Source organism: Streptomyces sp. NPDC094147 (genome assembly GCF_044764265.1).
GTDB lineage: Bacteria > Actinomycetota > Actinomycetes > Streptomycetales > Streptomycetaceae > Streptomyces.
The window spans coordinates 970,078-996,883 of sequence record NZ_JBIWHT010000001.1 but is presented as its reverse complement, the minus strand read 5'-3'; the positions used below and the strand labels follow the sequence as shown (position 1 = coordinate 996,883).

The window sequence follows — 26,806 nt, the reverse complement described above, 5'->3', positions numbered from 1 at the left end:
CGCCCATCGATCACGTCTCCGCTCTGTGGTTCGCCGTCATGAACTCGCTCATCCTGCCCGGTACTTGGGGGCGGGCGGGCCGGATATGCCGGGCAGGTCGGCGGCCAGCCACTTGCGGTACGCCGTCATCCACGGGCTGTTGTCCCCGCCGTTGCGGTAGTCCACCAGGACCTGGTTGATCCGCTGCACGAGGTCGTTGTTGCCGAGCTTGACGGCGACGCCGTAGTACTCGGTGGTGAACGGGCTGCCCTTCAGCTGGACCGCCGGGTCCTGCGCGGCCTGTCCGGCGGCCAGGGCGTTGTCGGTGACGACCGCGTCCACCAGGTTCTGCTGGAGCCGGACCAGGCAGTCCAGCTGGTTGGGGACCGTGAAGTCCTGGTAGTCCGTGCCGTGCGGGTCGGCCTTCAGAGCGTCGAAGGCGGTGGAGCCCGCCGCCACGCAGACCCGCTTGCCGTTCAGCGAGGAGTCGAAGCCCTTGATGCCGGAGACCTTGGGCGCGAGCACCTGCTGGCCCGCCTCGAAGTAGGCGGTGGAGAACGACGCCTGCTTGATGCGGGTGCAGTTGACGGTCATCGTCCGTACGACGACGTCGACCGTGCCGTTCTGGAGCGCGGGGATGCGCTGACTGGTGGGAATGGCGCGGTAGATGACGGCGTTCTCGTCGCCCAGGATGTTCTTCGCGATCGCCTTCACCAGGTCGATGTCGAAGCCTTCGAGGGCGCCCGTCGCCGGGTTGCGGTATCCCCAGCGGAAGCTGTTCTGGTCGACGCCCGCGATCAGCTTGCCGCGCTGCTTGATGGCGTCGATGTTCGGCCCGCCCGCCGACGACGGGGCCAGGCTCGCCTCCGGCTCCTTGCAGCTGTCGGCCTTGGCCTGCACGCCCTGCGCGTATCCCGGGCCCACGACCGTGGCCGCGGTGTCGCCGCCGTGCCGGGTCAGCGGGACCAGCGCGGCGGCGGCGACCGCGAGTGCGAGCGCCATCCCGGCGACGCCGCCCCAGCCGCGCAGCCGCGCGGCCCCGCGACGCGCGGTGCGGCGGGTGCGGCCGCCGGACGCGTCCGTGCCGGGGGCGGTCGGCTCCGCCGGATCCACCGAGCCCTTCGCGCCGCTCATCGCGACCCCTCTCGCCCGTCCGCCGCCGGCGGCTCGTCCGTTGCCGCTGTCCATGCCGCTCACCTGTACTCCGCGAGGCGGCGGCTGATGCCGAGACCCGCGCCGGCCGCGGCGAGCACCGCGAGGAGCGCGGCACCCACCGGCAGGCCGGTCAGCGCGTCGCGGCCGTCGGTGGCGGCGGTGGTGAACTCCTGCTGCTCGTGGGCGAGCGCCGAGTCCAGGGCCGTGTCCACCTTGTCGAAGCACTCCCCGGTTGAGCCCGTCGCGCCGATGACCTGCTTCAGCGCGCCGTCGTAGTCACCGCTGTCGTCCGTCTTGCGGGCCGCCGCGTGGCGGCTCTGCCACTGGGCCATGTTCGTCTGGGCGTCCTTCACCGGGGCGTCGCCCGCGCTGTCGTCCGCGAGGTTCACCGCGGCGCCGAGCCTGGCGGAGAGCGTCGCCATCTCCGAGGTGAAGTCCGCCTCGTACTGGTCCTTGCCGTCCCGGGTGAGCACCGCGCCCCGGGCGACCAGCGTCAGGTTCTCGTTGGCGCGGGCCTGGAGCGAGCTGATCCGGGCGTCGTTGAGCACCTTCAGCGACTCCTGGCCGTGCGAGCGCGAGGTGGACAGGTCGGCGGCGGCCACCGCGTGCCCCACCACCAGCCAGAGCAGCACCACCGTGGAGGCGGCGGTCGCGGCGAGCAGCCCGTGGTTGAACACCCGGTTGGTACGCCGGTAGTTGCGCCGCTGGGCCCAGCCGAGCCCGCCGAGCGCCACCACGCCCAGCGCGGTCGCCGCGTACGGCCAGGTGTCGGCCTGACCGTAGTCCGCGTACAGCCGGCCGGTCTCCGCCTCGTACAGCTTCTGGGCGGCGGGCAGCAGCTCGGTGGTCATCTTCTGGTTGGCGAAGCGCAGATAGGCGCCGCCGACCGGGAAGCCCTGCCGGTTGTTGGCCCTGGCCTGCTCCACCAGGCCGTTGTAGAGCGGGAGTTGCTCGTTGATCTTGGCTATCTGCTGGGCGGACTCGGCCGAACCCGAGGTGTTCGCGGCCGCCTTGACGAGCAGGCGGGACGCGGTCGCGATGTCCGTGTCGTACCGCTTGCGCACATCGAGGGGCTCCTGGCCGCCCGCGAGGAAGCCGCTCGCCGCGGCCGTGTCGGCGTCGGCGAGGGAGCGGTAGATGGAGGCCGCGTCGGCGCTCAGCGGCTGGCTGCGGCTGACCACGTCGTCGGCGGCGGCCGAGCGGTCCGAGACCTGCCAGGCCGTGATGCCGCCGAACGCGACGACGAGCACCGCCACGACCGTACCGATGATCCACAGGCGGCCGGGCTCGGTCGTCGCGGCGGCGCGCAGCCGCCCGCGGGTCTCGGCCCAGCTCTCGCCGAGCCCCCGGCCCCGTTCGAGCAGGGGGGACCCCGCTCGGCGGGTGCCGGGCCGCGGCTGCGCCGGCGTCTGAGCCGCTGGCTGCCGCGACTCCGGTTCGCGCACGTTCGGCGGATTCGCCACCTGACCTCCCCCTCGGTCGCTGCGTAGGCAGTATGGCGGCAGGCACCGACAACCAACCAGGGTTGTATGGATCTTGTTACCTGCCGCGCCCGACCCTTCCCCCCTGCCCCGCCTCCCCATCATGTATACGCGGGCCGGATCCATTCGGTTCCCCGGTGACCCGAACGGATTCGAACGGACCCGAACGGTCCGGCTACGCGTACTGCGCGCGCAGCCGGGTGTAGGCCGACGCCGGGGCGGACACCTGGTCCAGGCCCAGAAGTCCCGCGCCGAGCACCGGAGATGTGGTCACCACCAGCGGCACCGCCTTGGGCGCGCGGGCCGCCAGGAGCTCGCGTACGCCGTCGTCCAGCTGGGGATGGCGGGCGGCGAGCACGCTGCCGCCGAGCAGTACCGGCGTCTCCACGTCGAGCAGCCCGAGCCTGTCCAGGGCGACCGCCGCCAGGGCCACGATCTCCTCGGCCTGCCGGTCGACGACGGCCCGCGCCACCCGGTCCCCGGCCGCCGCCACCGCGAACAGCACCGGGGCGAGCTCGTGGCGGCGGGCCGCCGGGATCTTCTCCAGGTGCAGCGCCTCGATCAGCTCGTACATCGAGGCGAGGCCGAAGTGGGCGGGCAGCGCCGCCGCGAGCTCGGTCGGCTCGCCGCGGCCGTCGTCGGCGCGCGCCGCGAAGAACAGGGCCTCCTCGGCGAGCCCGCCGCCCCCGCCCCAGTCGCCGGAGATCTTCCCGAGCGCGGGGAAGCGGGCGGTGCGCCCGTCCGGCGTCATGCCGACGCAGTTGATGCCGGCGCCGCACACCACCGCGACCCCGCACGGCTCGGCGCCGCTGGGCAGTCCGGCGCGCAGGATCGCGAAGGTGTCGTTGTGCACCCGCACGGAGTCCCCCCAGCCGCGTGCCCCCAGGGCCGCCGCCAACTCCCTTTCCTCGATGGGCAGATCGGCGTTGGCCAGACAGGCCGAGACGTGCTCGACCCGCAGCGGAGCGGTGATCCGGGAGGCGAGGTGGGCCTCCTCCACCGTGGTGGCCAGCATGTGCACGGCCACCTCCACGCCCACCGACGGCGGCCGGAAGCCGCCGCCCCTGGCCGCGCCGAGCACCGTTCCGTCCGCCCCGACGATCGCCACGTCGGTCTTGCTGTTGCCGGCGTCGATCGCCAGCACACTCATGCCCACGCGAGGTGCTCCCGGTTGTGCGCGATCAGCCGGTCGGTGAGCCCGTCGGCGTATGCGTACTGCCCGACCAGCGGGTGGGCGAGCAGCGCCCGGAACACCCGGTCGCGCCCGCCGCGCAGGGCGGCTTCCAGGGCGAGGTCCTCGTAGGCGGTGACGTGCGCGATCAACCCGGCGTACAGCGGGTCGAGTTCGGGCACCGGCAGCGGCACCGCGCCGCTCCCGTCCACCCGCGCCGGAACCTCGATCACCGCGTCGTCGGCGAGGAAGGGCAGGGTGCCGTTGTTGTACGTGTTGACGACCTGCACCGGGCTGCCGCCCGCCCGTCGCCCACCACCGCCCTTGCCCGAGGGCCCTTCGGGCCCGCCCCTCTCTCCGCCGAGCAGCGAGGCCGCGAGGTCGACGGCCGCCTCCGAGTAGAAGGCGCCGCCGCGCTGGGCGAGCAGCTCGGGCTTCTCGTCCAGCGCCGGGTCGCCGTACATCGTGAGCAACTTCCGTTCCATGTCCGCCACTTCGGCCGCACGCGACGGCTTGGTGCCGAGCTCGCGCACCACCTCGTCGTGGGCGTAGAAGTACCGCAGATAGTACGAGGGGACCACGCCGAGCCGGTCGAGCACCTGGCGGGGCAGCCGCAGGTCGTCGGCGACGGCGTCGCCGTGCTCGGCGAGCAGTTTCGGCAGCACGTTCTCCCCGGTGGGCCCGCCCAGGCGCACCCCCAGCTCCCAGGTGAGGTGGTTGAGGCCGACATGGTCCAAGTGGACCTCGGACGCCGCCACTTGGAGCAGCGCGGCGAATTTGCGCTGGAGGCCGATGGCCACGTTGCACAGCCCGACCGCCTTGTGTCCGGCCTGGAGCAGGGCGCGGGTCACGATGCCCACCGGGTTGGTGAAGTCGATGATCCAGGCGTCCGGGTTGCCGCGGCGAACCCGCTCGGCGATGTCCAGGACGACCGGCACGGTCCGCAGCGCCTTGGCGAGGCCGCCCGCGCCCGTCGTCTCCTGGCCGACGCAGCCGCACTCCAGCGGCCAGGTCTCGTCCTGCTGCCGGGCCGCCTGTCCGCCGACGCGCAGCTGGAGCAGGACGGCATCGGCGTCCGCGACGCCCGCGTCCAGGTCGGAGGTGGTGACGATCTTCCCGGGGTGGCCCTGCTTGGCGAAGATGCGCCGGGCGAGCCCGCCGACCAGCTCCAGGCGGTCGGCGGCCGGGTCGACCAGGACGAGCTCACTGACCGGCAGGGTGTCCCGCAACCGGGCGAAGCCGTCGATGAGTTCGGGGGTGTAGGTGGATCCGCCCCCTACAACCGCGATCTTTCTCGGCCGGGGGTTCGGGGGTTGTCCCCCGATCGACTGCAGCATGCGGATCAGCCCTTCACTCCGGTCAGTGTGACGCCCTCGACGAAAGCCTTCTGTGCGAAGAAGAACACGAGGATCACGGGGGCCATGACCAGTACGGTCGCGGCCATGGTCAGGTTCCAGTCGGTATGGTGCGCGCCCTTGAAGGACTCCAGGCCGTAGCTGAGGGTCCAGGAGGCGGGCGTGTCGGACGCGTAGATCTGCGGCCCGAAGTAGTCGTTCCAGGCGTAGAAGAACTGGAAGAGCGCGACGGCGGCGATGCCGGGGCGCGCCATCGGCAGCACCACCTTGATCAGCGTCCTGAGCTCCCCGCACCCGTCGACCTTCGCGGCGTCGAGGTACTCGCCCGGGATGGTCATCAGGAACTGCCGCAGCAGGAAGATGGTGAACGCGTCGCCGAACGCCAGCGGGATGATCAGCGGCCAGAGCGTGCCGGACAGGTCCAGCTGCTTCGCCCAGAACAGGTACATCGGGATGATGACGACCTGCGGCGGCAGCATCATCATCGAGATGACCAGCATCAGCGACAGATTGCGGCCGCGGAAGCGGAACTTGGCGAGCGCGTAGGCGACCGGCACCGAGGACACCACGCTCAGTACGGTGCCGAGCCCCGCGTACAGCAGGGTGTTCTTCCACCAGGTCAAAAAGCCCGGGGTGTCGAACACCTTGCGGTAGTTGGACCAGGCCCAGTGGTGCGGGACCAGGTCCCGGGTGAGGGTCTGCTGGTTGTCCATCAGCGAGGTGAGCAGCAGGAAGACGAAGGGCAGCACGAAGAACAGCGCCGCCGCGACGCCGAGCGAGTGCACCGCGATCCAGTGCAGCGCGGCCTTGCGGCGGGCCACCTTGGCCGCCGGGGTCGCGACCGGTGCCTCCAGGGCGTACGTCATGTCACTCACCTGCCTGGACGAGTCCGCCGCGGCGCTTCATGAGGAGCGCCGTGAAGGCCATGGAGAGGGCGAACAGGACAAGCGCGACCACACAGGCGGAGCCGTAGTCGAAGCGCTGGAAGCCCAGGTTGTAGACGAGCTGGGGGAGGGTCAGCGTCGACTTGTCGGGGTAGCCGGGCTCGAACTGCTGGCCCGAGTTGCCGATGATTCCGGACGCGACCTTGCCCGCCACCAGCGGCTGGGTGTAGCTCTGCATCGCCTGGATGACCCCGGTGACCACCGCGAACATCACGATCGGCGAGATGTTCGGCAGGGTGACGTAGCGGAACCGCTGCCAGGCGGACGCGCCGTCCAGCTCGGCGGCCTCGTACTGCTCCTTGGGGACGTCGAGCAGCGCGGCCATGAAGATGACCATGAGGTCGCCGAGGCCCCACACCGCGAGCAGGGTGAGCGCGGGCTTGGACCAGGTGGGGTCGGTGAACCAGTTCGGGGCCGGGATGCCGAGGTCCCCCAGGATCGAATTGACCGGCCCGGTACCGGGGTTGAGCAGGAAGACGAAACCGAGGGTCGCGGCGACCGGCGGCGCCAGGTAGGGCAGGTAGAACAGCGTGCGGAAGACGCCCACGCCCGTCTTGATCTTCGTGATGAGCATGCCCACGCCGAGGCCGAACACGACCCGGCAGGCCACCATCACGATCACCAGCCACAGCGTGTTGCGCAGCGCGGGCCAGAACAGCGGGTAGTCGTTGAAGACGTACGACCAGTTCTTGAGGCCGTCGAAGGAGGGCGCGGCGAAGCCGTCGTACTGGGTGAAGGAGAAGTAGACCGTGGAGATCAGCGGATAGGCGAAGAAGACGCTGAAGCCGATCAGCCACGGCGACAGGAAGGCCAGGGTGCGCAGCGCCGACCTGCGGTGCTTGGCGCGCAGTGTGTACGTGGAGCTCATGGCGCGGCTACTTCGCCTGCGCGATCGCGGCGTCGATCTCCTGCGCGGTCTTGGCCAGACCCGCCTTGATGTCGCCCTGCTTGCCGCTCTCGACGTCGTAGCCGAGGTTCTGCAGGGACACCAGGTACTGGCCGCCGTTGACGGAGGCCGGGGTGGTGGTGGAGTTCGCGTTCTGCGCGATGTCCAGGAAGGTCTTGAAGCGCGGATCGGCCTGGAGCTTCGGCGACTTGAGCGCGTCGAAGGTGGACGGCACGTTGTGGATGGCGTTGGCGAAGTCGACCACCGCGTCGGTGTTGGTGGTGAGGAACTTGACCAGCTCCCAGGCCGCGTTCTGCTTGCTGGAGGTCGCGGCGATGCCGGCGATGGTGCCGGTCAGATAGCCCTTGCCGTACGTGCCCACCTGGTCGTCCGGCACCGGCAGCGCGGCCACCCCGATGTCGAACTTGGGCTTGCTGTCCATCGCCATGCCCAGGCGCCACTCGCCGTCCATCGACATCGCGAGCCGGCCGGTGTTGAACGGGTTCGTGTCGCCGTACTCCTCGCCGAAGGAGCTGCGGAACTTCTCCAGCTTGGCGAAGCCGCCCAGGTCGTCGACCAGCTGCTTCTGGAAGGCGAGGCCCTTCTCGAAGGCCGGGTCCCTGGCGATGTCCGACTTGCCGCTGGCGTCGAAGTACGTCGGCGACCACTGGGCCAGGTAGTGCTCGGTCGTCGTCTCGTAGGCGTGGTAGTTGGGCATGAAGCCGAGCTGCTCGAAGGAGTCGCCCTTGGGCTTGGTCAGCTTCTTGGCGTCCGCCTCGAACTCCGTCCAGGTCTTGGGCGCTTCGTTGATCCCGGCCGCCTTGAAGGCGTCCTTGTTGTAGTAGAGCGCGTACGAGTCGCCGAGCAGCGGCAGGGTGCAGCGCTTGCCCTGGAACTGGGTGTACTCGTTCATGGTCTTGGGGAACGTCTTCGCCGGGTCGATGCCGTCCTTCTTCAGGAAGGGGGCGAGGTCGACGAAGGCGTTCGAGGAGCAGAACTTGCCGACGTTGTTCGTGGTGAAGGACGACACCACGTCGGGGGCGCTCGAACCCCCCGCCCGCAGCGCCTGGTTGATCTTGTCGTCGTTGATGTTGCCGACGACCTTGACGTGGATGTTGGGGTGCGCCTTCTGGAAGGCGTCCACATCGGCCTGGATGGCCTTGACCTCGTTGGGGGCGCTCCAGCCGTGCCAGAAGGTGATCGTCGTGTCCTTGGACGCGTCGTCCTTGGCGCTGGTGTTGCTCTGGCCCGTACAGGCGGAGGCGAACAGGGCTATCGAGGCGGTCGCGGCCAGTGCGGCGGCCGACTTCCGGCGGATTGCGGGCATGGCGGTGTCTCCCGACGAGGGGGTGGAGGGGGTGGGGTGCGGGTGGTTCAGCCTGTGGTGTCGAAGACTTCGTCGCGCGTGGCGGCGAGGGCGGCCTCCAACGCGCCGCGCAGGACGGGCAGTCGGGTCACCTCCCCGACGACGAGCCGGGGCCGGGAGGCGGCCAGCTCGCTCAGTTCTCTCTGGACGAGCGCGCGCAGCGGCTCGCCCCCGGCGGAGATCAGTCCGCCGGACAGCACCACGAGTTCGGGGTCGAGCACGGCGACCATGGAGGCGAGTCCGGTCGCGAGTCCGGTGGCGAACGCTTCGAGGAGCCGGCGGTCGGGGCCCCCGGCGGCCGCGGCGCCGCGGGCGATCAGGGCGGCGGCGGCCTCGCCCGGCGCCCCGCCGGGAACGGCGTCGACCCCGAGCTCCCGGGCGAGCCGCGGCAGCGCCTGCCCGCCGGCCAGCTCCTGGAAGCCGCCGGAGTTCGCCTTCGTCACATGGCGTACGAGGGGGGCGCCCGGCACCGGCAGGAAGCCGACCTCGCCGGCGCCGCCGGTGAACCCGCGGTGCAGCCGCCCGCCGATGACCAGGGCGGCGCCGAGCCCGCCCTCGTTCCACAGCAGCACGAAGTCGTCGTGGCCGCGGGCCGCGCCGAGGCGCTGCTCGGCCATGGCGACCAGGTTCACGTCGTTCTCGTACTCGACGGGCATCGGCAGGGCCGCCGCGAGCTCGTCGAGCAGGGTGGGCGAGTGCCAGCCGGGCAGGTGGGAGGCGTAGCGCAGCCGGCCGGTGCCGGGGTCGAAGGCGCCCGGGGTGCCGATGACGACCCGGTGCACATCGGCCCGCGCGAGCCCGGCGGCCTTCACCGCGCCGTCGAGGGCGTCGGTCACCTGCCGCACCACGGAATCGGCGCGCCGTCCCGGCGTCGCCACCTCGAACTCCCCGACGACACCGCCCGCCACATCGGCGACGGCGGCGCGGATCCGCTCGGGCGTCACATCGAGCCCCGCCACGTGGGCGGCGTTCGCGTTGACCGCGTACAGCTGGGCGTTGGGTCCGGGGCGTCCCTCGGTCGTGCCGGTGGCGACGACGAGCCCCGCCGCTTCGAGCCGGGCGAGCAGCTGCGAGGCGGTCGGCTTGGACAGGCCGGTGAGCTTGCCGATCCGGGTCCGCGAGAGCGGCCCGTGCTCAAGCAGCAGATCGAGCGCGGCCCGGTCGTTCATGGCGCGGAGTACGCGCGGGGTTCCCGGGGTAGTACCGGCCACGACGGATCCACCTCCCCCTTCGGTGCCCGCTTCCCACATCACTGTTAGGAAAGTTTCCTATTCGATGGGAGGAACGTAGGGCTCCTGTCGGCGGCACGTCAATGGCCTGGGGCCCGGCGGCTACCAAAGCGTTACCTGGAGGTGCCGGGCCAGCGGCTCACCGCCGTGCGGCACGCCCGAACCGATCCGGATGTTCTACCAGCGGTGGGGTGTCATCGTGGAGATCGAACGGCACCCGGAGGCTGCCCGGCGCCTGCACGCGGCCGAGCGGGCCGTCGACAGCCCGGACCCCGAGACGCGGGCCGCCGCAATTCCGGAAGCGGGCGGGATCGTACGCGCCGCGCACCGCCGGCATGGGACCTGGGCTGCGTACCGAGAGCCGGGGCCGGGTGATGCTCACCCGCCTGACCGACGTACGCGGCGGGCGCGTCGTCATCGTCCAGGTCAACCGGTACGGGTGAGCCGCCCCGCAGGGCAATGGGCCCACGCAACGAAGGGCGCCCCTTCCCGAGCCGTTCCGGGAAGGGGCGCCCTTCGGGTGGTGCGGGCCCGCGGCTACTGCGGCTTCGACAGGTTCTGCGGCGGCGCGGGGATCGGGGCCGTGGCCAGGGACTGCGGGGAGACCGGGTTGGCCAGGGCGGACGGTGCGGCCGTCGCGGCCGAGGCGTCCGCGGCGGGCGGCTCCTCCGCCGCCGGCAGACCGCCCACGATGCGGATGCCCGCCGCGTCCAGGGCCACCTTGATCCGCCAGCGCAGTTCGCGCTCCACGCTCAGCGCCTTGCCCGGCATGGTCTTCGCGGAGACGCGGACCACCATCGAGTCCAGGAGCACCTCGTCCAGACCGAGGATCTCCACCGGTCCCCACAGCCGCTCGTTCCACGGCTCTTCCTTCGCCATGGACTCCGTCGCTTCGGCGATCACCGTACGCAGCCGCTCCAGGTCCTCGCTCGCGCGGACCCGGACGTCGAGCCCGGCCGTCGCCCAGCCCTGGGACAGGTTTCCGATGCGCTTTATCTCACCGTTGCGCACGTACCAGATCTCGCCGTCCGCGCCGCGCAGCTTCGTCACCCGCAGCCCGACCTCGATCACCTCGCCGGAGGCCACCCCCGCGTCGATCGAGTCGCCGACGCCGTACTGGTCCTCCAGGATCATGAACACGCCGGACAGGAAGTCGGTGACCAGGTTGCGCGCGCCGAAACCGATCGCCACGCCCGCCACACCCGCCGAGGCGAGCAGCGGGGCCAGGTCGATGTTCAGGACGCCGAGGACCATCAGGGCGGCCGTGCCCAGGATGAGGAAGGACGCCACCGAGCGCAGCACCGAGCCGATGGCCTCCGAGCGCTGGCGGCGGCGCTCCGCGTTGACCAGGAGACCGCCGAGCGCGGTGCCCTCCACGGCCTGGGCGCTGCGGTTCATGCGGTCTATCAGCTTGGTCAGCGCGCGCCGGACCAGGACCCGCAGGACCGAGGCGATGACGAGGATCAGGAGGATGCGGACTCCGACGTACAGCCACGTAGACCAGTTCTGCTCCACCCAGCCGGCGGCCTCGGTGGCCGACTTCTGGGCGTCTTGGAGCGTCGCGGGTGTGGGCGGCGGCGATCCGTCGGCCAGGACGGCGGACCAGTTCACGGCAGGAACCTCCAGCGTTGCGGTGCCGGCGAAGGCGGCGGCAGACCCACCACACTAACGGGGCAAGAGCTGTGCTCCGTTGACGTGTTCGGGGGAGAGGGCCCGTCAGCCTGGGAAAGAGGGGGGTGTGGTCGAAAACACTTCGAGCCCGTTACCTGGACGTGGTGGCGCTTCGACCAGCCATGAGGAGAGACTGGAGAGCAGATCGTCCCGGCGCGAGCCACGCGCCGCCGGCGTAATAGGAGGCACCCGTGCCGCACGTCCTGGTCCTCAATGCGTCGTACGAGCCCCTCGGCGTCGTACCGCTTCGCCGCGCGCTCGTCCTCGTCCTCGAAAACAAGGCCGTCAGCCTTGAGGAGTCCGGCGCCTTCATGCATAGCGCGACCCGTGCCGTCGCGGCGCCCAGCGTCGTGCGGCTCAAGAGATTCGTACGGGTCCCCTATCGGGGGCCCGTTCCGCTGACCCGCCGTGCCCTCTTCGCGAGGGACGGCGGCCGCTGTATGTACTGCGGTGGCGTCGCAACCAGCGTCGACCACGTCATCCCGCGCAGCCGCGGCGGCCAGCACGCCTGGGAGAACGTCGTCGCCGCCTGCCGGCGCTGCAACCATGTCAAGGCGGACCGCCACCTCATGGAGCTCGGCTGGCGGCTGCGCCACCAGCCCGCCCCGCCCACCGGCCTCGCCTGGCGGATCATCGGCACCGGCCACCGCGACCCGCGCTGGCTGCCCTACCTCCAGCCCTTCGGCGCCGACGACGCCCTGGCCCGCATCGACGGCATCTCCGCGTGAGCCGGGCTCAGCCGTCCCCGGCGACGGCGTACGCCTCCACCGACCACAGCGCATAGCCCGACCCGGACGCCCGCTTCATCCCCTGGACCCGGATGAAGCGGGCGTCCTTCTCGTCCATCCGAAGCTCCTCGCGGCCGCCCTTGGACTCGGCTACGGTCGCCGCCGTACGCCAGCTGCGCCCGTCGGCCGACACCTGCACCGCATACCGCGCCCCGGCGGGGCTCTGCCACTGGAGCACCACCAGGCCGACCCGGGCGGGACGGGCGAGCTCGGCCTGCCACCAGGCGCCGTCGTCGGGGGAGGAGACCCAGCGGGTCGCGGGGTCGCCGTCGGCCGCCGCGCGGGCCGGGAAGGCGGGGTCCGCGTCGCCGGACGAGGTCGCCATCGAGCCCGCGATCAGGTCGGGGCCGCCGGTGCGCGGGTGGGCCCGCACGGTCAGGGTGGTCTGCTGGCCCGCGAAGGACAGCGGCACCTGGTACTCGCCCGCCGGGGTGCCCTTGGCCACGCTCACCTCGACCGGCACGTCGGCGCTGGTGCCCCGGGCCACCGTCGTGTCCTGGGGCAGGCGCACCGTGATGCCCTGCGGCGGCTTCGCGGTCAGCGCGCCCCGCACGTCCTCGGGGCCCATCGCCGCCACCGACGCCGTCACGGTCCGCGCCGGGCCGCCGATCTCCACGTCCGTGTCGGCGCGGGCCAGCGCCAGATGGGCCTGCGGATCGTCGGCGTACCAGGGCACCAGGCGCTGCACCGCGGCCGAGCCGCCGGACACCCGCACCGCGTCGGCCCGTACGCCCCCGGTGGCGAGCTGGGTCCAGCCGGCGGCCGCCAGCGGGGCCACCGGGCGCCAGCCCTCGCCCGGGATGTGCTCCTGCACCTCGCCGGTGGTGCCCGGCCGCGCCATCACGGTCAGCGCCTCGACCGGCCGGGTGCGGCCCAGGCGGACGGTGTACGCGTCGGGCGAGGCGGTGACATCACCGGCCGGACGGTCGGCGCCCGTCCACGCGTCGCCCTCCCGCGCCACCCGGTCCAGGAACGCGCCCAGGACGTCCTTGCCGACGGTGACCGGGGCGTCCGCGATCGCCCGGCGCACCGGCGCCAGGGCGAGCGAGGCCTGCCAGGCACCCGCGCCGTCCCCGGCCGACTGGGCCTGGAGCAGATCGACAGCGAGCTCGCCCGCCTGCCCGTAGCGGGCCAACTGGTCGGTCCACGGCCGCACTTCACCGCTGACGGGTGTGTCGGCGAGCCGCTGCGGGGCCTCGCGCATCACGGTGAAAGCGGCCCGCAGGTCCTTCGCGGCCCGGTCGCGCGCCGCCTTGTCCGGACCCGTGCGCGACGACCAGAAGGCGTCCATCAGCGGACGCAGATACGCCGACTCGGGGCTGCCGAGCACCGACGAGGAGTCGTTGCCCGCGAGCGCCGCGAGCGCCTCTCGGACCTTCGGGTCGCCGCCGGCGAGGTCGTCGACGGCGGCCCGCCAGGACTCCTGGGGCTGGTAGCCGTGCGGGTTCCACGCGTAGTCGGCGGCCGTGAACAGCGGGATGCGGGACGCCGAGGGCTGCTCCATCGCGTTGGCGAGCAGCGCCGCCGAGCCGGCCGCGACAGCGGGTTCACGGCCGGTGTAGGGGCCGAGGAAGATCCGGCCCGGCGCGTAGTCGTTGACCGGATAGTTGTCCATGGTGACCAGCGGATGCCCGAACGCGTCCCGCGCGTCGGCCAGTTCGGTGCCGGTGATGGTGCGCGGCACGACGCCCACACCGGTCCAGGCGACCTGGACGCGCGGATCGAGAGCGGCCGCGAGCGCGCCGCGGTACTTGGTGGCGCCGCTCTGGTAGTACTCGGTCGGCATCAGCGAGAGCGGCTCGGCGCCCGGGTGGGCCTGGGCGAGGTGGGCCGCGACCGCGTTGGCGACCCGGGCGTGCGCCTTGGCCGCGGCCTGCGGGCCCGAGCCGAACGTTTCGGCGTCCGCGTCGCAGTTCCACTCGCTGTAGGAGACGTCCTGGAACTGCAGCTGGAAGGCGCGCACCCCGAGCGCCCACATCGCGTCGAACTTGCGGTTCAGCTTCGCCACGTCCGCGCCCGAGGACAGACACAGCTCCTGGCCGGGCGCCACCGCCCACGCCAGCGTCACATGGTTGCGGGCCGCCCGGTCGGCGAGCGCCCGGAAGCCGGCCCGCTGGTCGGCGGGGTACGGATCGCGCCAGCGGGCCTGCCGGTACGGGTCGTCGCCCGCCGCGTACAGGTAACGGTTCTGCTTGGTGCGGCCCATGAAGTCCAGCTGGTCCAGGCGCTGTTCGAGACTCCAGGACTGGCCGTAGAAACCCTCGGTGGTGCCGCGCACGGCCGTCCCCGGCCAGTCGCGCACCACCACGCCCGGGATCCGCCCGTCCCCGTGCCGGTCCCTGCCCACCAGCTGGCGCAGCGTCTGCACGGCGTGGAACAGGCCGTCGTCACCGGTCCCGTCGAGCGCCACGGTGTCCCGCCCGCCGGCCTGGCCGACGCCGATGCGGTAGCCGCCGGCCGGCAGATCGCCCCGCGCGGGCACCCGCAGCGCCCGCAGGGCTTCGTCGGCTCCCGGCCCGCCGATCCTGAACACTGGCCCGCTGCCCGGCAGTTGGCGGTGCACGGTACGCACCCCGGCCGCCTTCAGGATGTCCTCGGCCCCCTGCACGGCGTACGGGTCGGTGCCCGGGTCCGCGAGCAGCACGGCCTCGCCGCCGAAGGAGACCGGCCGGCCCGCGGGCGTCAGCGACTGCGGCCGCGGCCACACCTCGGGCAGCTGCCCCGCTTCCTGGGCCGGATCGGGGGCGGTGGCGGCGGGGCCCGCCGGGGCCGCGAGGGCGCCGGGTGCCGCACCGAGCAGTCCGCCGATCACGGCGACCGCGATGGCCGTCGCCCTCTTCCTGCGACCGAGCTGCACGGCCCACCTCTCACCCGGAACTGCGTGAGCCACGAGCCCACCACCCGGCTGCCGAGGGTGTCAATGCGAGTGGCCGATGTGTCTGATATGCCTGGCGCGATGGATGTGGTAGGAGCTTGTGCGCGGCGGAACGTCTGGCGGGCCGTCCGCTGGGTAGGGCATCCCTGTCCCTGCCGCCCACCGAAACCGGAGGCCCCCGTGGTCGCCCCCGCCCCCGAGCAGCCGCTGACCAGTGAGCCCCCCATGGCCGACGCCGAGCCGCTGATCAGCGAACCCCCGATGGCCGAAGCGGCCCCGCTGACCAGCGAGCCGACCCCGGTGGCCGCGGCCGCGGGGTTCTGACGCGATGACCCTGGCCCGGCTCGCCGCCCACCACGGCGTGGCCACCTCGTACTCCCCGTCGGCGGGCGTCACCGTCGACGTGCCCGACGCCACGGTGACCGCCGTGCTTGCCGCGCTCGGCGTCGACGCCTCGACCCCGGACGAGGTGCGCCGGGCCCTGGCCGCCGCCGAAGCGGCCGAGGCGGACCGGCTGCTGCCCGCGACGCTGGTGCGCTGGGGCCGGGGCCCGGTGCCCGAACTGCCCGACGGGCTGACCGTCATCGGCACACCGGTCGAGCAACTCCCGCTCGGAATCCACCAGTTGGAGGTACGCCACCGGGACGGGCGCACCGCATCCGCGACGCTCGTCGTCGCGCCGGACGGCGTGCCGCAGCCGCGGGGCCGCCTCCACGGCTTCCTCGTCCAGCTCTACTCGCTGCTGTCCGCACGCTCCTGGGGCATGGGCGACCTCGGCGACCTCGCGGAGCTCGCCGGCTGGTCGGGCCGCACGCTCGGCTCCGGATTCGTGCAGGTCAACCCGCTGCACGCGGCCGTCGTCGGCACCCCGACCGACCCGTCCCCCTACCGGCCCTCCTCGCGCCGCTTCCCCGACCCCGTCCACCTGCGGATCGAGGACATCCCCGAGTACGCGTACGCCACCGACCGCGACCGCCTCGACGGCCTGGCCGTACGCGCCTCGACGCTGCGCCAATCGGTGCTCACCAAAGGGGAGTTGATCGACCGGGACGCCGTGTGGGAGGCCAAGCGGGAGGCCCTCGGCATCCTGCACCGGGTGCCGCTCGGGCCCGGCCGCCGGGCCGCCTACTGCGACTTCCTCGCCGGGCAGGGCCAGGCCCTGGAGGACCACGCCACCTGGTGCGCGCTGGCCGAGCGGTACGGCCCGCACTGGCGCGGCTGGCCCCGGGGGCTGCGCGACCCGAGGTCCGCCGAGACCGCGCGGGCCCGCCGCGAACTCATCGACCGCGTCGACTTCCACTCCTGGCTCGCCTGGCTCACCGACACCCAGCTCGCCGCGGCCCAGCGCGCCGCCCGCGAGGCGGGCATGCCCGTCGGCCTCGTACACGATCTCGCGGTCGGGGTGCATCCCGAGGGCTCCGACGCCTGGGCGCAGCAGGACGCCTTCGCGCCCGGCATGTCGATCGGGGCGCCGCCGGACGCCTTCAACGCGCGCGGCCAGGACTGGGGCCTGCCGCCGTGGCGCCCCGACGTGCTGGCCGCCTCCGGTTACGCCCCCTACCGCGGACTGCTGCGCGGACTGCTGCGCCATGCGGGCGCGCTGCGCATCGACCATGTGATGGGCCTGTTCCGGCTGTGGTGGGTGCCCGAGGGACAGCCGCCCACGAACGGGACGTACGTCCACTACGACGCGGAGGCCATGCTCGCCGTCCTCGCCCTGGAGGCGCACCGCGCGGACGCCGTCGTCATAGGGGAGGACCTCGGCACGGTCGAGCCGGGGGTACGCGAGGCCCTCGCCGAGCGGGGCGTGTTCGGCACCTCGGTGCTCTGGTTCGAACGCGACTGGGACGGCACCGGACGGCCGCTGGCCCCCGAGGACTGGCGGCCAGGCTGCGTCGCCACCGCCACCACCCACGACCTGCCGTCCACCGCGGCCCGCCTCACCGGCGAACACGTCGAGCTCCGCCACCGCCTCGGCCTGCTCACCAGCCCCCTCGAACAGGAGCGCAACGCCGCCCGCGCCGAGGTGGCGGAGTGGCTCGGCCACCTCGAACGGCTCGGGCTGCTGCCCGACGCCCCCGGCGACGAGGAGGCCGAGATCCGTGCCGTCTACCGGTTCCTGCTGCGCACCCCGGCCCGGATGGTCGGCGTCTGGCTGCCCGACGCGGTCGGTGACCGCAGACCGCAGAACCTGCCGGGCACCTGGGACCAGTACCCCAACTGGCGCCTGCCGGTGGCCGGGCCCGACGGGCAGCCGCTCGCCCTGGAGGAGATCCTCGCCTCGCCCCGGCTGCACGCGTTGATGCGGGTCTTCCCGCGTACGGATCCGGGGGCGGGGCAGGGTGCGTGACCGGGCGCGGATCCCCGTACGGCACCCCGGGCGCGCGGCCCGCTACGGGGTTCGCTACGTTTGCACCGTGGACAAGAAGAACGCCCTGCGCGCCGGAGCCGTAGCAGCCGGTACGACGCTGATGATGCTGCTCATGTCGTCCCCCGCGCTTGCGCTCACGCGCGATGACGGTGACGACCCGGGGCCCGGCCTGAGTGTGATCCAGACGATCGGTCTGTTCGTGGTCACGCCCATCGCGCTGTTCGCGGTGATCGCCGGCCTGGTGATGGTGCTGGACAAGTCCCGGAAGGCCCCGGCCGAGAAGGCGTAGGGAGCTCCCGCTTCAGGAAGCTTGGTTTTCCCACCCGCCCGCCCGTTCTGCCCCCCTGTGAGGGCCGACCGGCCGGGCGGGTACGGGCGCTTCACCCGGCGGGGCCCGGTGGGCGTTCCTGGGGCTCCGCCCCAGACCCCGTTCGCGCCTTGAGGGCGCTCGTCCTCAATCGCCGGACAGGCTGGATATGCCCGCACCGCACCCTGCCAGGGGCGCGAGGCTGTGACATCTTGCGGCTCCGCCGCGTGGGCGCGAGCACGGCCGGCATCCGACACCGGACCCCATCAGGGGCGCGGGGCTGTGACACCGTGCGGCTCCGCCGCGTGGGCGCGACCAGCTCACGCACCGCCCGCGGCCAACCGACTGCGTATCCAGCCCCTCCCCACTCCCAGCCACCGGCGTGCAGCCGCGCTCCCACCCCCGGAGGGTCTCGGGAAGGGGCGGGGTGGGGGAATCAACCGCCCCTGCCCCCTCAGTGCGCCGCCAGCAACTTCCGCAGCAGCGCCGACAGTTGGGCGGCCTCGTCCTCGTCCAGGGCGGACGTCAGAACCTCCGTCTGGGCGGCCAGCCCCGCCGTCACCGACTCGTCCACCAGCTTCAGACCCTTCTCCGTGAGGCTCACCCGCAGGCCCCGGCGGTCGTTCGGGTCCGGGCTGCGGGTCAGCAGGCCCGCCTTCTCCAGCTTGTCCAGGCGGCCGGTCATGCCGCCCGTCGTGAGCATCAGCGTCGCCGACAGCTGGCGCGGTGACAGCGTGTACGGATCACCCGAGCGCCGCAGCGTCGCGATGACGTCGAACTCCCCGCGCCCGATGCCGAACTTCGCGTACTCCCTGTCCATCCGGTCGCCCATCGCGCGCGCGATCCGGTAGATCCGCCCGTACACCGCCATCGGGACCGTCTCCAGGTCCGGGCGGACCACCGCCCACTGTGCGGTGATCCCGTCCACGGCGTCCGTGGGCGTGGTCCCGGACGGCGTCTCGGGCTTCGCGGAAGTCCTTGCAGAAGACCTTGCAGAAGTCATGGGGCCAGTATCCGAGGCGTTTCGGTCGCGCGCAAGAAAGTTGCTTGACGGAAAGTAGCTTGCAAGTAAGCTACTTTCCGTCAAGCAACTTCCTGGCCCGGCCGCCCGCCGCCTCGCCCCCCGTTATCCCCCGGAGCTCCCATGCGTACGTTCCGCCGCCGTACCCGCACCCCGCGCATGGCCGGCGAACGCCGGATGCTCGTCGCGATGGCGGTCGACGCGACCGGCTCCGGGATGTACGTACCGTTCAGCCTCGTGTTCTTCCGGCACGTCACCGGGCTGCCCTTCGCCACCGTCGGGCTGGTGCTCACCGTCGTGGGGCTGCTCGGGCTCGGTGCGCTGCCGCTCGCCGGGAGCGCCGTCGACCGGTACGGCGCGCACCGCGTGCAGCTCTTCCTGTACGGGGTGCGGGGCACGGGCTTCCTCCTGTACCCCTTCGCCCACTCGCTGCCCGCCTTCGCCGCCGTGGCGCTGGCCACCGCCTTCGGCGACCGGGCCTTCCCCGCCGTACAGCAGTCGCTGATCGGCGAGGTCGCCCGGGGCGCCGACCGGGACCGGCTCCAGGCCTCCTCGCGGGCCCTGCGCAACGGCGGGCTCGGCGCGGGCGCGCTCATCGCCTCGCTGATCGTCGGCTTCGCGGGGGACGCCGGGTTCACCGCGGCGGCCTGGCTGAACGCGGCCAGCTTCGCGTTCGCGGCCCTCTTGATGCGGGGCGTGCGGGCCGAGCGCCAGGCACCCGTCGAAGGCGCGGCCCGGCCGTCCGCCGGCTACCGGCAGGTCTTCGCCGACCGCCCCTTCCTCGCCCTCACCGGCGTCAACTTCCTGAACGCGCTGGGCTATTCGGCCCTCTCCGTCCTCTTCCCGCTCTACATCTCCACCTGGCTGCACGGCCCCCAGGCCATCACCGGCACCGCGTTCACGCTCAACACCGTGATGTGCGCGGCGGGCGGCGTCGTGATCGCCGCCCGGGTACGGGCCCGCGGCGCCCGGCGCACCCGCTCCGCCGCCCTCGGCTCACTCCTCTTCGCCACCGCCTTCGCCGCACAGGTCGTGCTCGGTACGGTCCGGCCCGGCTCGGGGCTCGTCCTCGGCGGCGCGCTGCTGGTCATCGTGGCGCTGTACACGCTGGGCGAACTCGTCCACAGCCCCTCCGCCGGGGCGCTGTCGGTGGCCGCCGCTCCCGAGGCGCTGCGGGGGCGCTACCTCGCGGCGTACCAGCTGTCCTGGTCGCTCGCGGCGGCCGTCGCGCCCTCGTTCTTCACCGCGCTGATCGCGGTCGACGGGCGGCTGCCGTGGGCGGTGCTGGTCGGTACGTCGCTGGTGGCGGCGGGGGTGGTGGTGCGGCTGGAGCGGGTGCTGCCGGGGGGTGCGGTGCGGGTGGCTCCGCGGGGGAGGGCGGTTGCGGGGGCGGTGCTGGTGGCTGCTCGCTGATTCCTTCCCCACCCCGCCCCTTCCCGCCGTGACATGGGTATCCACAGGAGGTCGACCCATGAACCGCAACCACCTCACCACCGTCACCCTCACCGCGCTCGCCCCCGTCTCCTGGGGCTCCACCTACTTCGTCACCACTCAACTCCTGCCCGCCGACCGGCCGTTGTTCACCGGCATGATGCGGGCGCTGCCCGCCGGGCTCGCGCTGGTCGCGTTGACCAGGCGGCTGCCCGGCGGGGACTGGTGGTGGAAGTCGGTGGTGCTCGGTGCGCTCAACATCGGGGCGTTCTTCCCGCTGCTCTTCCTCTCCGCCTACCGGCTGCCCGGCGGCATGGCCGCGGTCATCGGGTCGGTCGGGCCGCTCTGGGTGGCGGGGCTCGCCGCCGTCTTCCTCGGCGAGAGGCCCACCCTGCGGACCCTGCTCACCGGCATCGCCGCCGCGCTCGGTGTCAGCCTGGTCGTGCTGAAGGCGGCGGGGGCCTTCGACGCGGTCGGAGTGATCGCGGCTCTGGGCTCCTCCGCCTCGATGTCCGCGGGGACGGTGTTCACCAAGCGGTGGGGGAGGCCCGAGGGGGTCGGGCCGCTGGCCCTGACCGGCTGGCAGCTCACCGCGGGCGGGCTCCTCATCGCGCCGGTCGCCTTCTTCGTCGAAGGGGCGCCGCCCGCGCTGGACGGGCGCAACCTCGCCGGGTACGCCTACCTCGCCCTGGTGAACACGGCCGTCGCGTACTGGCTCTGGTTCCGCGGCATCGGCCGGATGACCGCGACGTCCGTCACCTTCCTCGGCCCGCTCTCGCCGCTCACCGCCGCCGTCATCGGCTGGGCGGCGCTCGGGCAGACGCTGGTCCCCGTCCAGCTCCTCGGCATGACCGTCGCCTTCGGCGCGACGCTGGCCGGACAGATCGCCCCGAGGAGGCCGGCGGAGGGCGCCAAATCGTTCAGTTCTGCTGAAGATAGTGACCGTAAACTTTCGATGGACGTGACTGGTTCGGCGGTGCGACGGTAAGGGCGCATCCCAGCCCCGCCGCCCCGAAACGGAGTCACCGTGACCGTCCTGGACCGAGTCCGCAGCACACCGCGCGCCACCGCCGCAACGAGGGCGGGGCAGGCCTCCGGGCTCGGGCTCGTCCTCGCGGCCGTCGCGACGGTCGTCTGGTCCGGGAGCTTCGTCGCCTCCCGGGCCCTGCACGACTCGGTGCCGCCCGTCCAGGCCGCCTTCTGGCGCTGGCTCATCGCCATCGTCGCCACGGCCCCCTTCGCCGCCCGCGAGACCTGGCGCCAACGCGCCCTGATCCGGCGCCACTTGGGCTTCCTCGCGGTCGCCTCGCTGCTCGGCATCACCGTCTACAACACCCTCGTCAACCAGGCCGGAACCTCCACCACGGCCGGCAACATGGGCATGATCATGGCCGCCTCGCCCGTCCTGATGGCCGTCCACGAACGCCTCACCGGCGGCCGGCTCGGCGCGCGGCGCACCGTCGGACTCCTCATCGCCTGCGCCGGAGTGCTGCTCCTGGTCAGCAAGGGCTCGCTCGATCTCGCCCTCGCCCCCGGCGACCTCTGGATGGTCGTGGCCGCCGTCAGTTTCGCCTCGTACAGCGTGCTGCTGCGGCGTCGGCCCGCCGAACTCGGCGGGCTCGCCTTCCTGTTCACCACGTTCGCGCTCGGCGCGCTCATGCTGGCTCCCGCGTACGGAGTGAGCCTCGCGGTCCAGGGCGGCTTCGCGGCGACGCCCGCGACCGTCGGCCCCCTCCTCTACGTCGGCGTGCTGTCCTCCGCCGTCGCCTTCTTCGCCTGGAACAAGGCGATCGCCCTGATCGGCGCCGCCCGCGCCGGAGTCGTCTACTACCTCCAGCCGGTCTGTGTGGCGCTGCTCTCCTTCGTCCTGCTCGGCGAGGCGACCGGCCCGGTGCAGCTGGTGTGCATGGCGCTGATCCTCGGCGGCGTCGTCCTCGGATCACGCAGGTGAGCCGCCCTCCGGGGGCGCCGGTATGTTGCGTCCCATGAGCGAGTGGGACATCAAGAAGCTGCACATCCTGCGGACCCTGCGCGAGCAGGGCACCGTGACCGCGACCGCCGAGGTGCTGCTCATGACGCCCTCGGCGGTCTCGCAGCAGCTGTCCAACCTCGCCAAACAGCTCGGCGTGCCACTGCTCGAAGCGCACGGCCGGCGGGTGCGCCTCACTGACGCCGCCCACCTCGTACTCCGCCACGCCGAGGCCGTCTTCGCCCAACTGGAGCGCGCCGACGCCGAGTTGGCGGGCTACCTCAAGGGCGAGGCGGGCGAGGTGCGGATCGGGGCGTTCTCGACCGCCGTGCCCGCCCTCGTCGTACCCGCCGTACAGCAGCTGCGCCGCAGCCATCCCGCTCTGGAGGTACGGGTGCGGGAGGCGGAGGCGGCCGAGGCGTACGAACTGCTCTCGGCCGGGGCGGTCGACCTCGCCCTGTCGCTCGCCGCGCACGCGCCGAGCGCCCGGGACCCCAAGTTCGCGCTCGTACCGCTGCTCACCGACCCGCTCGACGTGGCCCTGCCCGCGGGTCACCCGCTCGCCGCCGAACCGGGCCTGAGGCTCGCCGACCTCGCGCACGAGCCGTGGATCTTCGGCGGCAGCGGCCCCTGGTCCCAGATCACCACGGCGGCCTGCGAGGCGGCGGGCTTCGTACCGGAGCAGGCGCACAGCGCCGCCGGGTGGACCGCGATCCTGGCCATGGTGGAGGCCGGGATGGGCGTCGCCCTGGTGCCCCGGATGGCGGCGGCGGACCGCCGCGCGGGGGTCGTCATGCGGATACTCAGCGCGGACCAGCCCCGGCGCCACGTGGTGGCCGCGGTGCGGCGCGGGGCGGAGGAGGGCCCGGCGGTGGCCCGGGTCCTCGCCGCGTTGCGCGAGGTCGCGAACGTACGGCCCGCCGGTTAGGGACGGATGGCCCCCTCGACGTGGAGGGCGTCGAGACGCGTCAGCTCCTCGTCGGTGAGGCGCAGGGCGCCCGCCGCCACGTTGTCGACGAGGTGGTCCGGGTCGCCGGTGCCGGGGATGGCCAGCACGTGCGGGCCGCGGTGCAGCGTCCACGCCAGCCGGACCTGCGCCGCACTCACCGAGTGGGCCCGCGCGACGGCCAGCACCTCCTCGCTGTCGGCGCCGCTCGCGCCCGTCTCGCGCCCGGCCCCCGCGATCGCGTAGAACGGCACGAACGCGATCCCCCGCTCGCCGCACAGCCGCAGCATCTCCTCCTGCTCCGCGGGCGCGCCGATCCCGTACGGGTTCTGTACGCAGACGACGGGCGCGATGGCCAGGGCCTCGGCGAGGTGGCCGGGGCCGACGTTGGAGATGCCCAGGTGGCGGATGAGTCCGGCCGTGCGCAGCTCGGCCAGCGCGCCGAAGCGCTCGGCGATGGAATCGGTGCCGACGATGCGCAGGTTCACCACGTCGAGGTGGTCGCGGCCGAGCTGGCGCAGGTTCTCCTCGACCTGCCCGCGCAGTGCCTCCGGGGTCCGGGCGTGGGCCGCCCACTCGCCGTCGGGGCCCCGCGCGGGCCCGACCTTGGTGGTGATCACGAGGTCGTCCGGGTAGGGCGCGAGCGCGCTGTTGATCAGCTCGTTGGCGGAACGCAGCGGCGAGAAGTAGAACGCGGCGGTGTCGATGTGGTTCACGCCGAGCTCAACTGCCCGGCGCAGTACGGCGATTGACCGATCCCGGTCGCTCGGCAGGGCATCGGCACGCAGCGCCGCGCCCCGCTGCGGAAGGCGCATCGCGCCGAAGCCGATCCGGTTGACGGTCAGGTCGCCGAGCTTCCAGGTGCCCGCGGCAGCCGCGGTGATCGTCTGTGAGGTCATGCCGGGAGTCTCGCAGCCGGCGCCCGGAGCGACGCGAGCTGGCAACAACCTGCCGCGAGCATGACCATTCAGTAATACGGAACGGACTGTGCGGAAACTGTCGATGGACGTGAGCTGTCGGGGCGGGCGAGAGTCGTGTCATGACTTCCGCCACCGCGAACAGCGCAGCCGCAGAGGACCCGCACGCCAACGACGCCGCCCCCTACGGCGGTGGCGACCCGTACGCCGACTACCGCTCGGGTGACTTCGCCTTCACCGAGCTGGTCGACCTCGCCGACCGCCGGCTCGGGGCCGGAGTCATCGCCGCCAACGACGAGTTCTTCGCCGAGCGCGAGAACCTCCTCGTCCGCGAGCGGGCCGTCTTCGACCCGGAGCACTTCGGGCACAAGGGCAAGATCATGGACGGCTGGGAGACCCGCCGCCGTCGCGGCGGCGACGCCGGCCACCCCTTCCCCGCGCCCGAGGACCACGACTGGGCCCTGGTACGCCTCGGCGCGCCCGGCGTGATCAAGGGGATCGTGGTCGACACCGCCCACTTCCGGGGCAACTACCCGCAGCGGGTGTCGGTGCAGGCCACCTCGGTCGAGGGCTCGCCCGGCCCCGAGCGGCTGCTCGCCGACGACGTGAAGTGGGACGAGATCGTCCCGCCGACGCCCGTACGCGGCCACGCCGAAAACGGTTTTGACATCACCGCGGGGCGCCGTTACACCCACGTCCGGCTCTGCCAGCACCCCGACGGCGGCGTGGCCCGCCTGCGCGTGCACGGCGAGGTCGTCCCCGATCCGGAGTGGCTGGACACGCTGGGCACGATCGACCTCGTGGCGGCCGTCAACGGCGGTGCGTACGAGGACGCGTCCGACAAGTTCTACTCCTCGCCCACGCAGATCATCCTGCCCGGCACGTCCCGGAAGATGGACGACGGCTGGGAGAACCGCCGCCGCCGGGTCCGCGACACCAACGACTGGGTACGGTTCCGCCTGGTCGCCCAGGGCGCCATCCGCGCCGTCGAGATCGACACGGCGTACCTGAAGGGGAACTCGGCGGGGTGGATCGCGCTGAGCGGGCGCAACGGCCGGACGGGGGAGTGGTTCGAGATCATCCCGCGCACGCGCCTGCAGCCCGACACCCTGCACCGCTTCCGCCTCCCGGCGCACGCCGTCGCCACCCATGTCCGCCTGGACGCCTTCCCCGACGGCGGGGTCGCCCGCATGCGCCTGCACGGCGCCCTCACCGAGCGGGGTGCCGCCGAACTCCGCCGCCGCTACACGGAGTTGACCGCCTGACCGGGCCCCCACGGGTTTCCGCCCGGCGAACGGCTGCGCCTCGACGCCCGTCCGCCGGGCGGTTCTCATTTCCTCAGAGAGCGGGGCCCTTGAGCGCGTCGATGAATGCGCTGAACGATTCGGCCGGGATGAGCAGGGCGGGGCCGTGGGGGTTCTTGGAGTCCCGTATGGGGACGGCGCTGTGGCCATCCGCTATCTCTACGCAGCTGCCCTCGTCCGAACCGCTGTAGCTCGACTTCCGCCAACCCGTCAGCGTGGAAGCCCTGGGGATGATGTGCTCAATCGTCATCGTGTCCGTAGCCCTTCGCTGTCGCCCTTAGCAGGGCAAGTGATTCCTTCAGTGGCAACGCGTCGCTCAGCGCAAGATCGTATGTGCCCTGGAAACGTTCGACCAGCGCCGGGGAGTCGTGCACAGTTCCAGTGTGCAGCCCCTCCACGTAGGCGATAGGGGGCTGGTCCTCGAACCACATGAGCGTCACCATGCTGAGCAGCAGCGGGTGTGCGCCCGTGCTGAACGGCAGCACGTGAACGCGGATGCGTCCGGCGTCGGCCAGCTCTGTGAGATGAACGAGCTGTTCCGCCATGACGGTTGAGCCGCCGACGGGGTGGCGCAGGACGTTCTCGTCCAAGAGCGCCCATACGACGGGCGTCACCGGATCGGTGAGGATGCGGGAGCGCTCCAGACGTGTGGCGACAGCCTTGTCGCGCTCTTCGGGGCTCAACGGAGGGTATCTGACGCTCAGGACGGCACGGGCGTACGCCTCCGTCTGGAGAATGCCCGGCACGTAAGAGAGCGCGAACTCGCGGATCACCGAGGCTTGTTGCTCGAACCGCTTGGCCGTCTCGAAATGATTGGCGACCGGGCGCGCGTTCTTGTCCGGCAAAAAACTCACCAGCACATTCCCCGTGTTCAACGCCAGGTCCAGCCGTCTCGCGTCGTCCTCGGACGGCCATCGGCGGCCCGCCTCGATGTGGGCGATATGCGTGCGGCTCATGAGGGCCATGTCGGCCAGTTGCTGCTGAGTGAGACCGGCCAGTTCCCGCTGTTCCTTCAGCCACTCTCCGTAGGCCATTGCCATGGCTCAACTCCCTTGTGCGACATGCCCGTTTGGCGGTCGCTACCCCTTGGTTGAGGCGTTCATTTCCCCGGGGTGGCGGGCAAGGGTGTTCGGGGGAAGCCTCCGATGACGAGCCTGACCTACCCGCTGGTGAACGACGCCGCTTCTTCGACCAGATGCGCCGCACCGCCGAGCAGGCCCGCAACCCGGAGCTTTTTCTGCTCCGCCGCCAAGCGCTCTACCTCTGCGGCTACGACGACCGGGCCGACGCTCCTTCATGGCTCGCCCACCAGCAACGCACCGAACGCCCCGACGACTGGCTATCCGGCTGGCTCAACGCCCGGTCCGTGGCCACCGTCGCCGCCCGGCAGGGCGACCGTGACCGAATGAGCCACTTCATCGCCACCACTCTCAACAGTGACGCGGGCGAGGCAGCGAACCTCAACTACTGGGCGCTCCTCACCATCCGCCCCCATCTCCTGCGCTCCCCCACCCCGACAGGCCACGCGCTACGAAAGCGCCTGCCAGTGCTGTTGGATAGCCAGGAGTTGTCGGCGCCCGCGCGCCGGGAACTGGAAGGCATCCGGTATGCGATCCGCCTCGCCGAGGCGTGAGAGGGGA

Annotated in this window: 23 protein-coding genes and 1 pseudogene; 10 read left to right on the top strand and 14 right to left on the bottom strand. The window is 72.4% G+C overall.

Annotation, left to right across the window (positions count from 1 at the left end):
- Positions 1–48: 48 nt before the first annotated feature.
- From ACIQ8J_RS04495 to ACIQ8J_RS04455, 9 genes are all read right to left on the bottom strand, one after another.
- Entirely contained in the window at positions 49–1,113 is a 1,065-nt protein-coding gene (locus ACIQ8J_RS04495; protein WP_403607742.1) for a glutamate ABC transporter substrate-binding protein, read from the bottom strand.
- Positions 1,114–1,172: 59 nt separating this feature from the next.
- Positions 1,173–2,597 carry a hypothetical protein gene (locus tag ACIQ8J_RS04490; protein WP_403264689.1) on the bottom strand — a complete coding sequence of 475 codons (1,425 nt, stop codon included), beginning with the start codon at positions 2,595–2,597 and terminating at the stop codon, positions 1,173–1,175.
- A gap of 193 nt (positions 2,598–2,790) precedes the next feature.
- Positions 2,791–3,765, bottom strand: a complete 975-nt coding sequence (locus tag ACIQ8J_RS04485) for an N-acetylglucosamine kinase (RefSeq protein ID WP_403264686.1) — start codon at positions 3,763–3,765, stop codon at positions 2,791–2,793.
- The gene (locus tag ACIQ8J_RS04480; RefSeq protein WP_403264683.1) at positions 3,762–5,123 is read right to left on the bottom strand and encodes a 6-phospho-beta-glucosidase; all 1,362 of its coding nucleotides are present in this window, start codon (positions 5,121–5,123) and stop codon (positions 3,762–3,764) included. The genes ACIQ8J_RS04485 and ACIQ8J_RS04480 overlap by 4 nt, the downstream gene beginning before the upstream one ends.
- 5 nt (positions 5,124–5,128) lie before the next feature.
- A complete protein-coding gene (locus ACIQ8J_RS04475; protein WP_403264680.1) occupies positions 5,129–6,007 on the bottom strand; it encodes a carbohydrate ABC transporter permease in 879 nt (292 codons plus the stop codon).
- 1 nt (position 6,008) lies between these two features.
- Positions 6,009–6,953 (bottom strand): carbohydrate ABC transporter permease, encoded by a 945-nt coding sequence (locus ACIQ8J_RS04470; protein ID WP_403264677.1) that lies wholly within the window; start codon positions 6,951–6,953, stop codon positions 6,009–6,011.
- A 7-nt stretch (positions 6,954–6,960) separates the two neighbouring features.
- Positions 6,961–8,298 carry an ABC transporter substrate-binding protein gene (locus ACIQ8J_RS04465; protein ID WP_403264674.1) on the bottom strand — a complete coding sequence of 446 codons (1,338 nt, stop codon included), beginning with the start codon at positions 8,296–8,298 and terminating at the stop codon, positions 6,961–6,963.
- Between the two features lie 47 nt (positions 8,299–8,345).
- Positions 8,346–9,548 carry an ROK family protein gene (locus ACIQ8J_RS04460; RefSeq protein WP_403264672.1) on the bottom strand — a complete coding sequence of 401 codons (1,203 nt, stop codon included), beginning with the start codon at positions 9,546–9,548 and terminating at the stop codon, positions 8,346–8,348.
- 555 nt (positions 9,549–10,103) lie between these two features.
- Positions 10,104–11,177, bottom strand: a complete 1,074-nt coding sequence (locus tag ACIQ8J_RS04455; protein WP_403264669.1) for a mechanosensitive ion channel family protein — start codon at positions 11,175–11,177, stop codon at positions 10,104–10,106.
- A 251-nt stretch (positions 11,178–11,428) separates the two neighbouring features.
- On the opposite strand from ACIQ8J_RS04455, the gene ACIQ8J_RS04450 reads away from it, so the two are divergent.
- On the top strand, positions 11,429–11,965 hold the full coding sequence (locus ACIQ8J_RS04450) for an HNH endonuclease (protein WP_053727372.1): 537 nt from the start codon (positions 11,429–11,431) through the stop codon (positions 11,963–11,965).
- Positions 11,966–11,972: 7 nt separating this feature from the next.
- On the opposite strand, the gene ACIQ8J_RS04445 is transcribed toward ACIQ8J_RS04450, so the two are convergent.
- Positions 11,973–14,882 carry a beta-N-acetylglucosaminidase domain-containing protein gene (locus ACIQ8J_RS04445; RefSeq protein WP_403264667.1) on the bottom strand — a complete coding sequence of 970 codons (2,910 nt, stop codon included), beginning with the start codon at positions 14,880–14,882 and terminating at the stop codon, positions 11,973–11,975.
- Positions 14,883–15,080: 198 nt separating this feature from the next.
- Between ACIQ8J_RS04445 and ACIQ8J_RS04440 the strand changes: the two genes are divergently transcribed.
- From ACIQ8J_RS04440 to ACIQ8J_RS04430, 3 genes are all read left to right on the top strand, one after another.
- Positions 15,081–15,224, top strand: a complete 144-nt coding sequence (locus ACIQ8J_RS04440; protein ID WP_399047849.1) for a hypothetical protein — start codon at positions 15,081–15,083, stop codon at positions 15,222–15,224.
- Positions 15,225–15,228: 4 nt separating this feature from the next.
- Positions 15,229–17,250 (top strand): 4-alpha-glucanotransferase, encoded by a 2,022-nt coding sequence (gene malQ, locus ACIQ8J_RS04435; RefSeq protein ID WP_403264664.1) that lies wholly within the window; start codon positions 15,229–15,231, stop codon positions 17,248–17,250.
- A 67-nt stretch (positions 17,251–17,317) separates the two neighbouring features.
- On the top strand, positions 17,318–17,560 hold the full coding sequence (locus ACIQ8J_RS04430) for a hypothetical protein (RefSeq protein ID WP_399047846.1): 243 nt from the start codon (positions 17,318–17,320) through the stop codon (positions 17,558–17,560).
- Between the two features lie 472 nt (positions 17,561–18,032).
- Here ACIQ8J_RS04430 and ACIQ8J_RS04425 read toward each other — a convergent pair whose 3' ends face one another.
- Positions 18,033–18,581, bottom strand: a complete 549-nt coding sequence (locus tag ACIQ8J_RS04425) for a MarR family winged helix-turn-helix transcriptional regulator (protein WP_403264660.1) — start codon at positions 18,579–18,581, stop codon at positions 18,033–18,035.
- A gap of 141 nt (positions 18,582–18,722) precedes the next feature.
- Here ACIQ8J_RS04425 and ACIQ8J_RS04420 point away from each other — a divergent pair, with 141 nt between their 5' ends.
- Genes ACIQ8J_RS04420 through ACIQ8J_RS04405 form a run of 4 tightly spaced genes read left to right on the top strand, consistent with a single transcriptional unit; the run spans position 18,723 to position 22,927 of the window.
- Entirely contained in the window at positions 18,723–20,012 is a 1,290-nt protein-coding gene (locus ACIQ8J_RS04420; RefSeq protein WP_403264657.1) for an MFS transporter, read from the top strand.
- 58 nt (positions 20,013–20,070) lie between these two features.
- Positions 20,071–21,018, top strand: a complete 948-nt coding sequence (locus ACIQ8J_RS04415) for an EamA family transporter (RefSeq protein ID WP_403264654.1) — start codon at positions 20,071–20,073, stop codon at positions 21,016–21,018.
- Positions 21,019–21,057: 39 nt separating this feature from the next.
- Positions 21,058–21,981 (top strand): DMT family transporter, encoded by a 924-nt coding sequence (locus ACIQ8J_RS04410; RefSeq protein ID WP_403264652.1) that lies wholly within the window; start codon positions 21,058–21,060, stop codon positions 21,979–21,981.
- 34 nt (positions 21,982–22,015) lie between these two features.
- Positions 22,016–22,927: a LysR family transcriptional regulator gene (locus ACIQ8J_RS04405; RefSeq protein WP_403264650.1), complete on the top strand. Its 912-nt coding sequence runs from the start codon at positions 22,016–22,018 to the stop codon at positions 22,925–22,927.
- Here the strand turns inward: ACIQ8J_RS04405 and ACIQ8J_RS04400 are convergent.
- Complete coding sequence (locus ACIQ8J_RS04400; RefSeq protein WP_403264648.1) at positions 22,924–23,844, bottom strand: aldo/keto reductase; 921 nt, start codon at positions 23,842–23,844, stop codon at positions 22,924–22,926. The genes ACIQ8J_RS04405 and ACIQ8J_RS04400 overlap by 4 nt on opposite strands.
- A gap of 140 nt (positions 23,845–23,984) precedes the next feature.
- Here ACIQ8J_RS04400 and alc point away from each other — a divergent pair, with 140 nt between their 5' ends.
- Positions 23,985–25,127, top strand: coding sequence for an allantoicase (gene alc / locus ACIQ8J_RS04395; protein ID WP_403264645.1), 1,143 nt, complete (start codon positions 23,985–23,987; stop codon positions 25,125–25,127).
- Between the two features lie 73 nt (positions 25,128–25,200).
- On the opposite strand, the gene ACIQ8J_RS04390 is transcribed toward alc, so the two are convergent.
- Both ACIQ8J_RS04390 and ACIQ8J_RS04385 read right to left on the bottom strand, forming a co-directional pair.
- Positions 25,201–25,416, bottom strand: a complete 216-nt coding sequence (locus ACIQ8J_RS04390) for a DUF397 domain-containing protein (protein WP_403264642.1) — start codon at positions 25,414–25,416, stop codon at positions 25,201–25,203.
- A complete protein-coding gene (locus tag ACIQ8J_RS04385; protein ID WP_403264639.1) occupies positions 25,406–26,206 on the bottom strand; it encodes a Scr1 family TA system antitoxin-like transcriptional regulator in 801 nt (266 codons plus the stop codon). Before ACIQ8J_RS04385 ends, ACIQ8J_RS04390 begins: the two co-directional genes overlap by 11 nt.
- A 113-nt stretch (positions 26,207–26,319) precedes the next feature.
- On the opposite strand from ACIQ8J_RS04385, the pseudogene ACIQ8J_RS04380 reads away from it, so the two are divergent.
- Positions 26,320–26,799: pseudogene (locus tag ACIQ8J_RS04380) on the top strand (transcriptional regulator); the annotation flags it as partial.
- Between the last annotated feature and the right edge of the window lie 7 nt (positions 26,800–26,806).

Excerpts from the sequence above, each read along its gene's own strand:
- ACIQ8J_RS04495 (WP_403607742.1), bottom strand. The coding sequence starts at position 1,113 with ATGAGCGGCGCGAAGGGCTCGGTGGATCCGGCGGAGCCGACCGCCCCC.
- ACIQ8J_RS04485 (WP_403264686.1), bottom strand. The coding sequence starts at position 3,765 with ATGAGTGTGCTGGCGATCGACGCCGGCAACAGCAAGACCGACGTGGCG.
- ACIQ8J_RS04480 (WP_403264683.1), bottom strand. The coding sequence starts at position 5,123 with ATGCTGCAGTCGATCGGGGGACAACCCCCGAACCCCCGGCCGAGAAAG.
- ACIQ8J_RS04475 (WP_403264680.1), bottom strand. The coding sequence starts at position 6,007 with ATGACGTACGCCCTGGAGGCACCGGTCGCGACCCCGGCGGCCAAGGTG.
- ACIQ8J_RS04470 (WP_403264677.1), bottom strand. The coding sequence starts at position 6,953 with ATGAGCTCCACGTACACACTGCGCGCCAAGCACCGCAGGTCGGCGCTG.
- ACIQ8J_RS04465 (WP_403264674.1), bottom strand. The coding sequence starts at position 8,298 with ATGCCCGCAATCCGCCGGAAGTCGGCCGCCGCACTGGCCGCGACCGCC.
- malQ (WP_403264664.1), top strand. The coding sequence starts at position 15,229 with ATGACCCTGGCCCGGCTCGCCGCCCACCACGGCGTGGCCACCTCGTAC.
- ACIQ8J_RS04425 (WP_403264660.1), bottom strand. The coding sequence starts at position 18,581 with ATGACTTCTGCAAGGTCTTCTGCAAGGACTTCCGCGAAGCCCGAGACG.
- ACIQ8J_RS04420 (WP_403264657.1), top strand. The coding sequence starts at position 18,723 with ATGCGTACGTTCCGCCGCCGTACCCGCACCCCGCGCATGGCCGGCGAA.
- ACIQ8J_RS04415 (WP_403264654.1), top strand. The coding sequence starts at position 20,071 with ATGAACCGCAACCACCTCACCACCGTCACCCTCACCGCGCTCGCCCCC.
- ACIQ8J_RS04405 (WP_403264650.1), top strand. The coding sequence starts at position 22,016 with ATGAGCGAGTGGGACATCAAGAAGCTGCACATCCTGCGGACCCTGCGC.
- ACIQ8J_RS04400 (WP_403264648.1), bottom strand. The coding sequence starts at position 23,844 with ATGACCTCACAGACGATCACCGCGGCTGCCGCGGGCACCTGGAAGCTC.
- alc (WP_403264645.1), top strand. The coding sequence starts at position 23,985 with ATGACTTCCGCCACCGCGAACAGCGCAGCCGCAGAGGACCCGCACGCC.
- ACIQ8J_RS04390 (WP_403264642.1), bottom strand. The coding sequence starts at position 25,416 with ATGACGATTGAGCACATCATCCCCAGGGCTTCCACGCTGACGGGTTGG.
- ACIQ8J_RS04385 (WP_403264639.1), bottom strand. The coding sequence starts at position 26,206 with ATGGCAATGGCCTACGGAGAGTGGCTGAAGGAACAGCGGGAACTGGCC.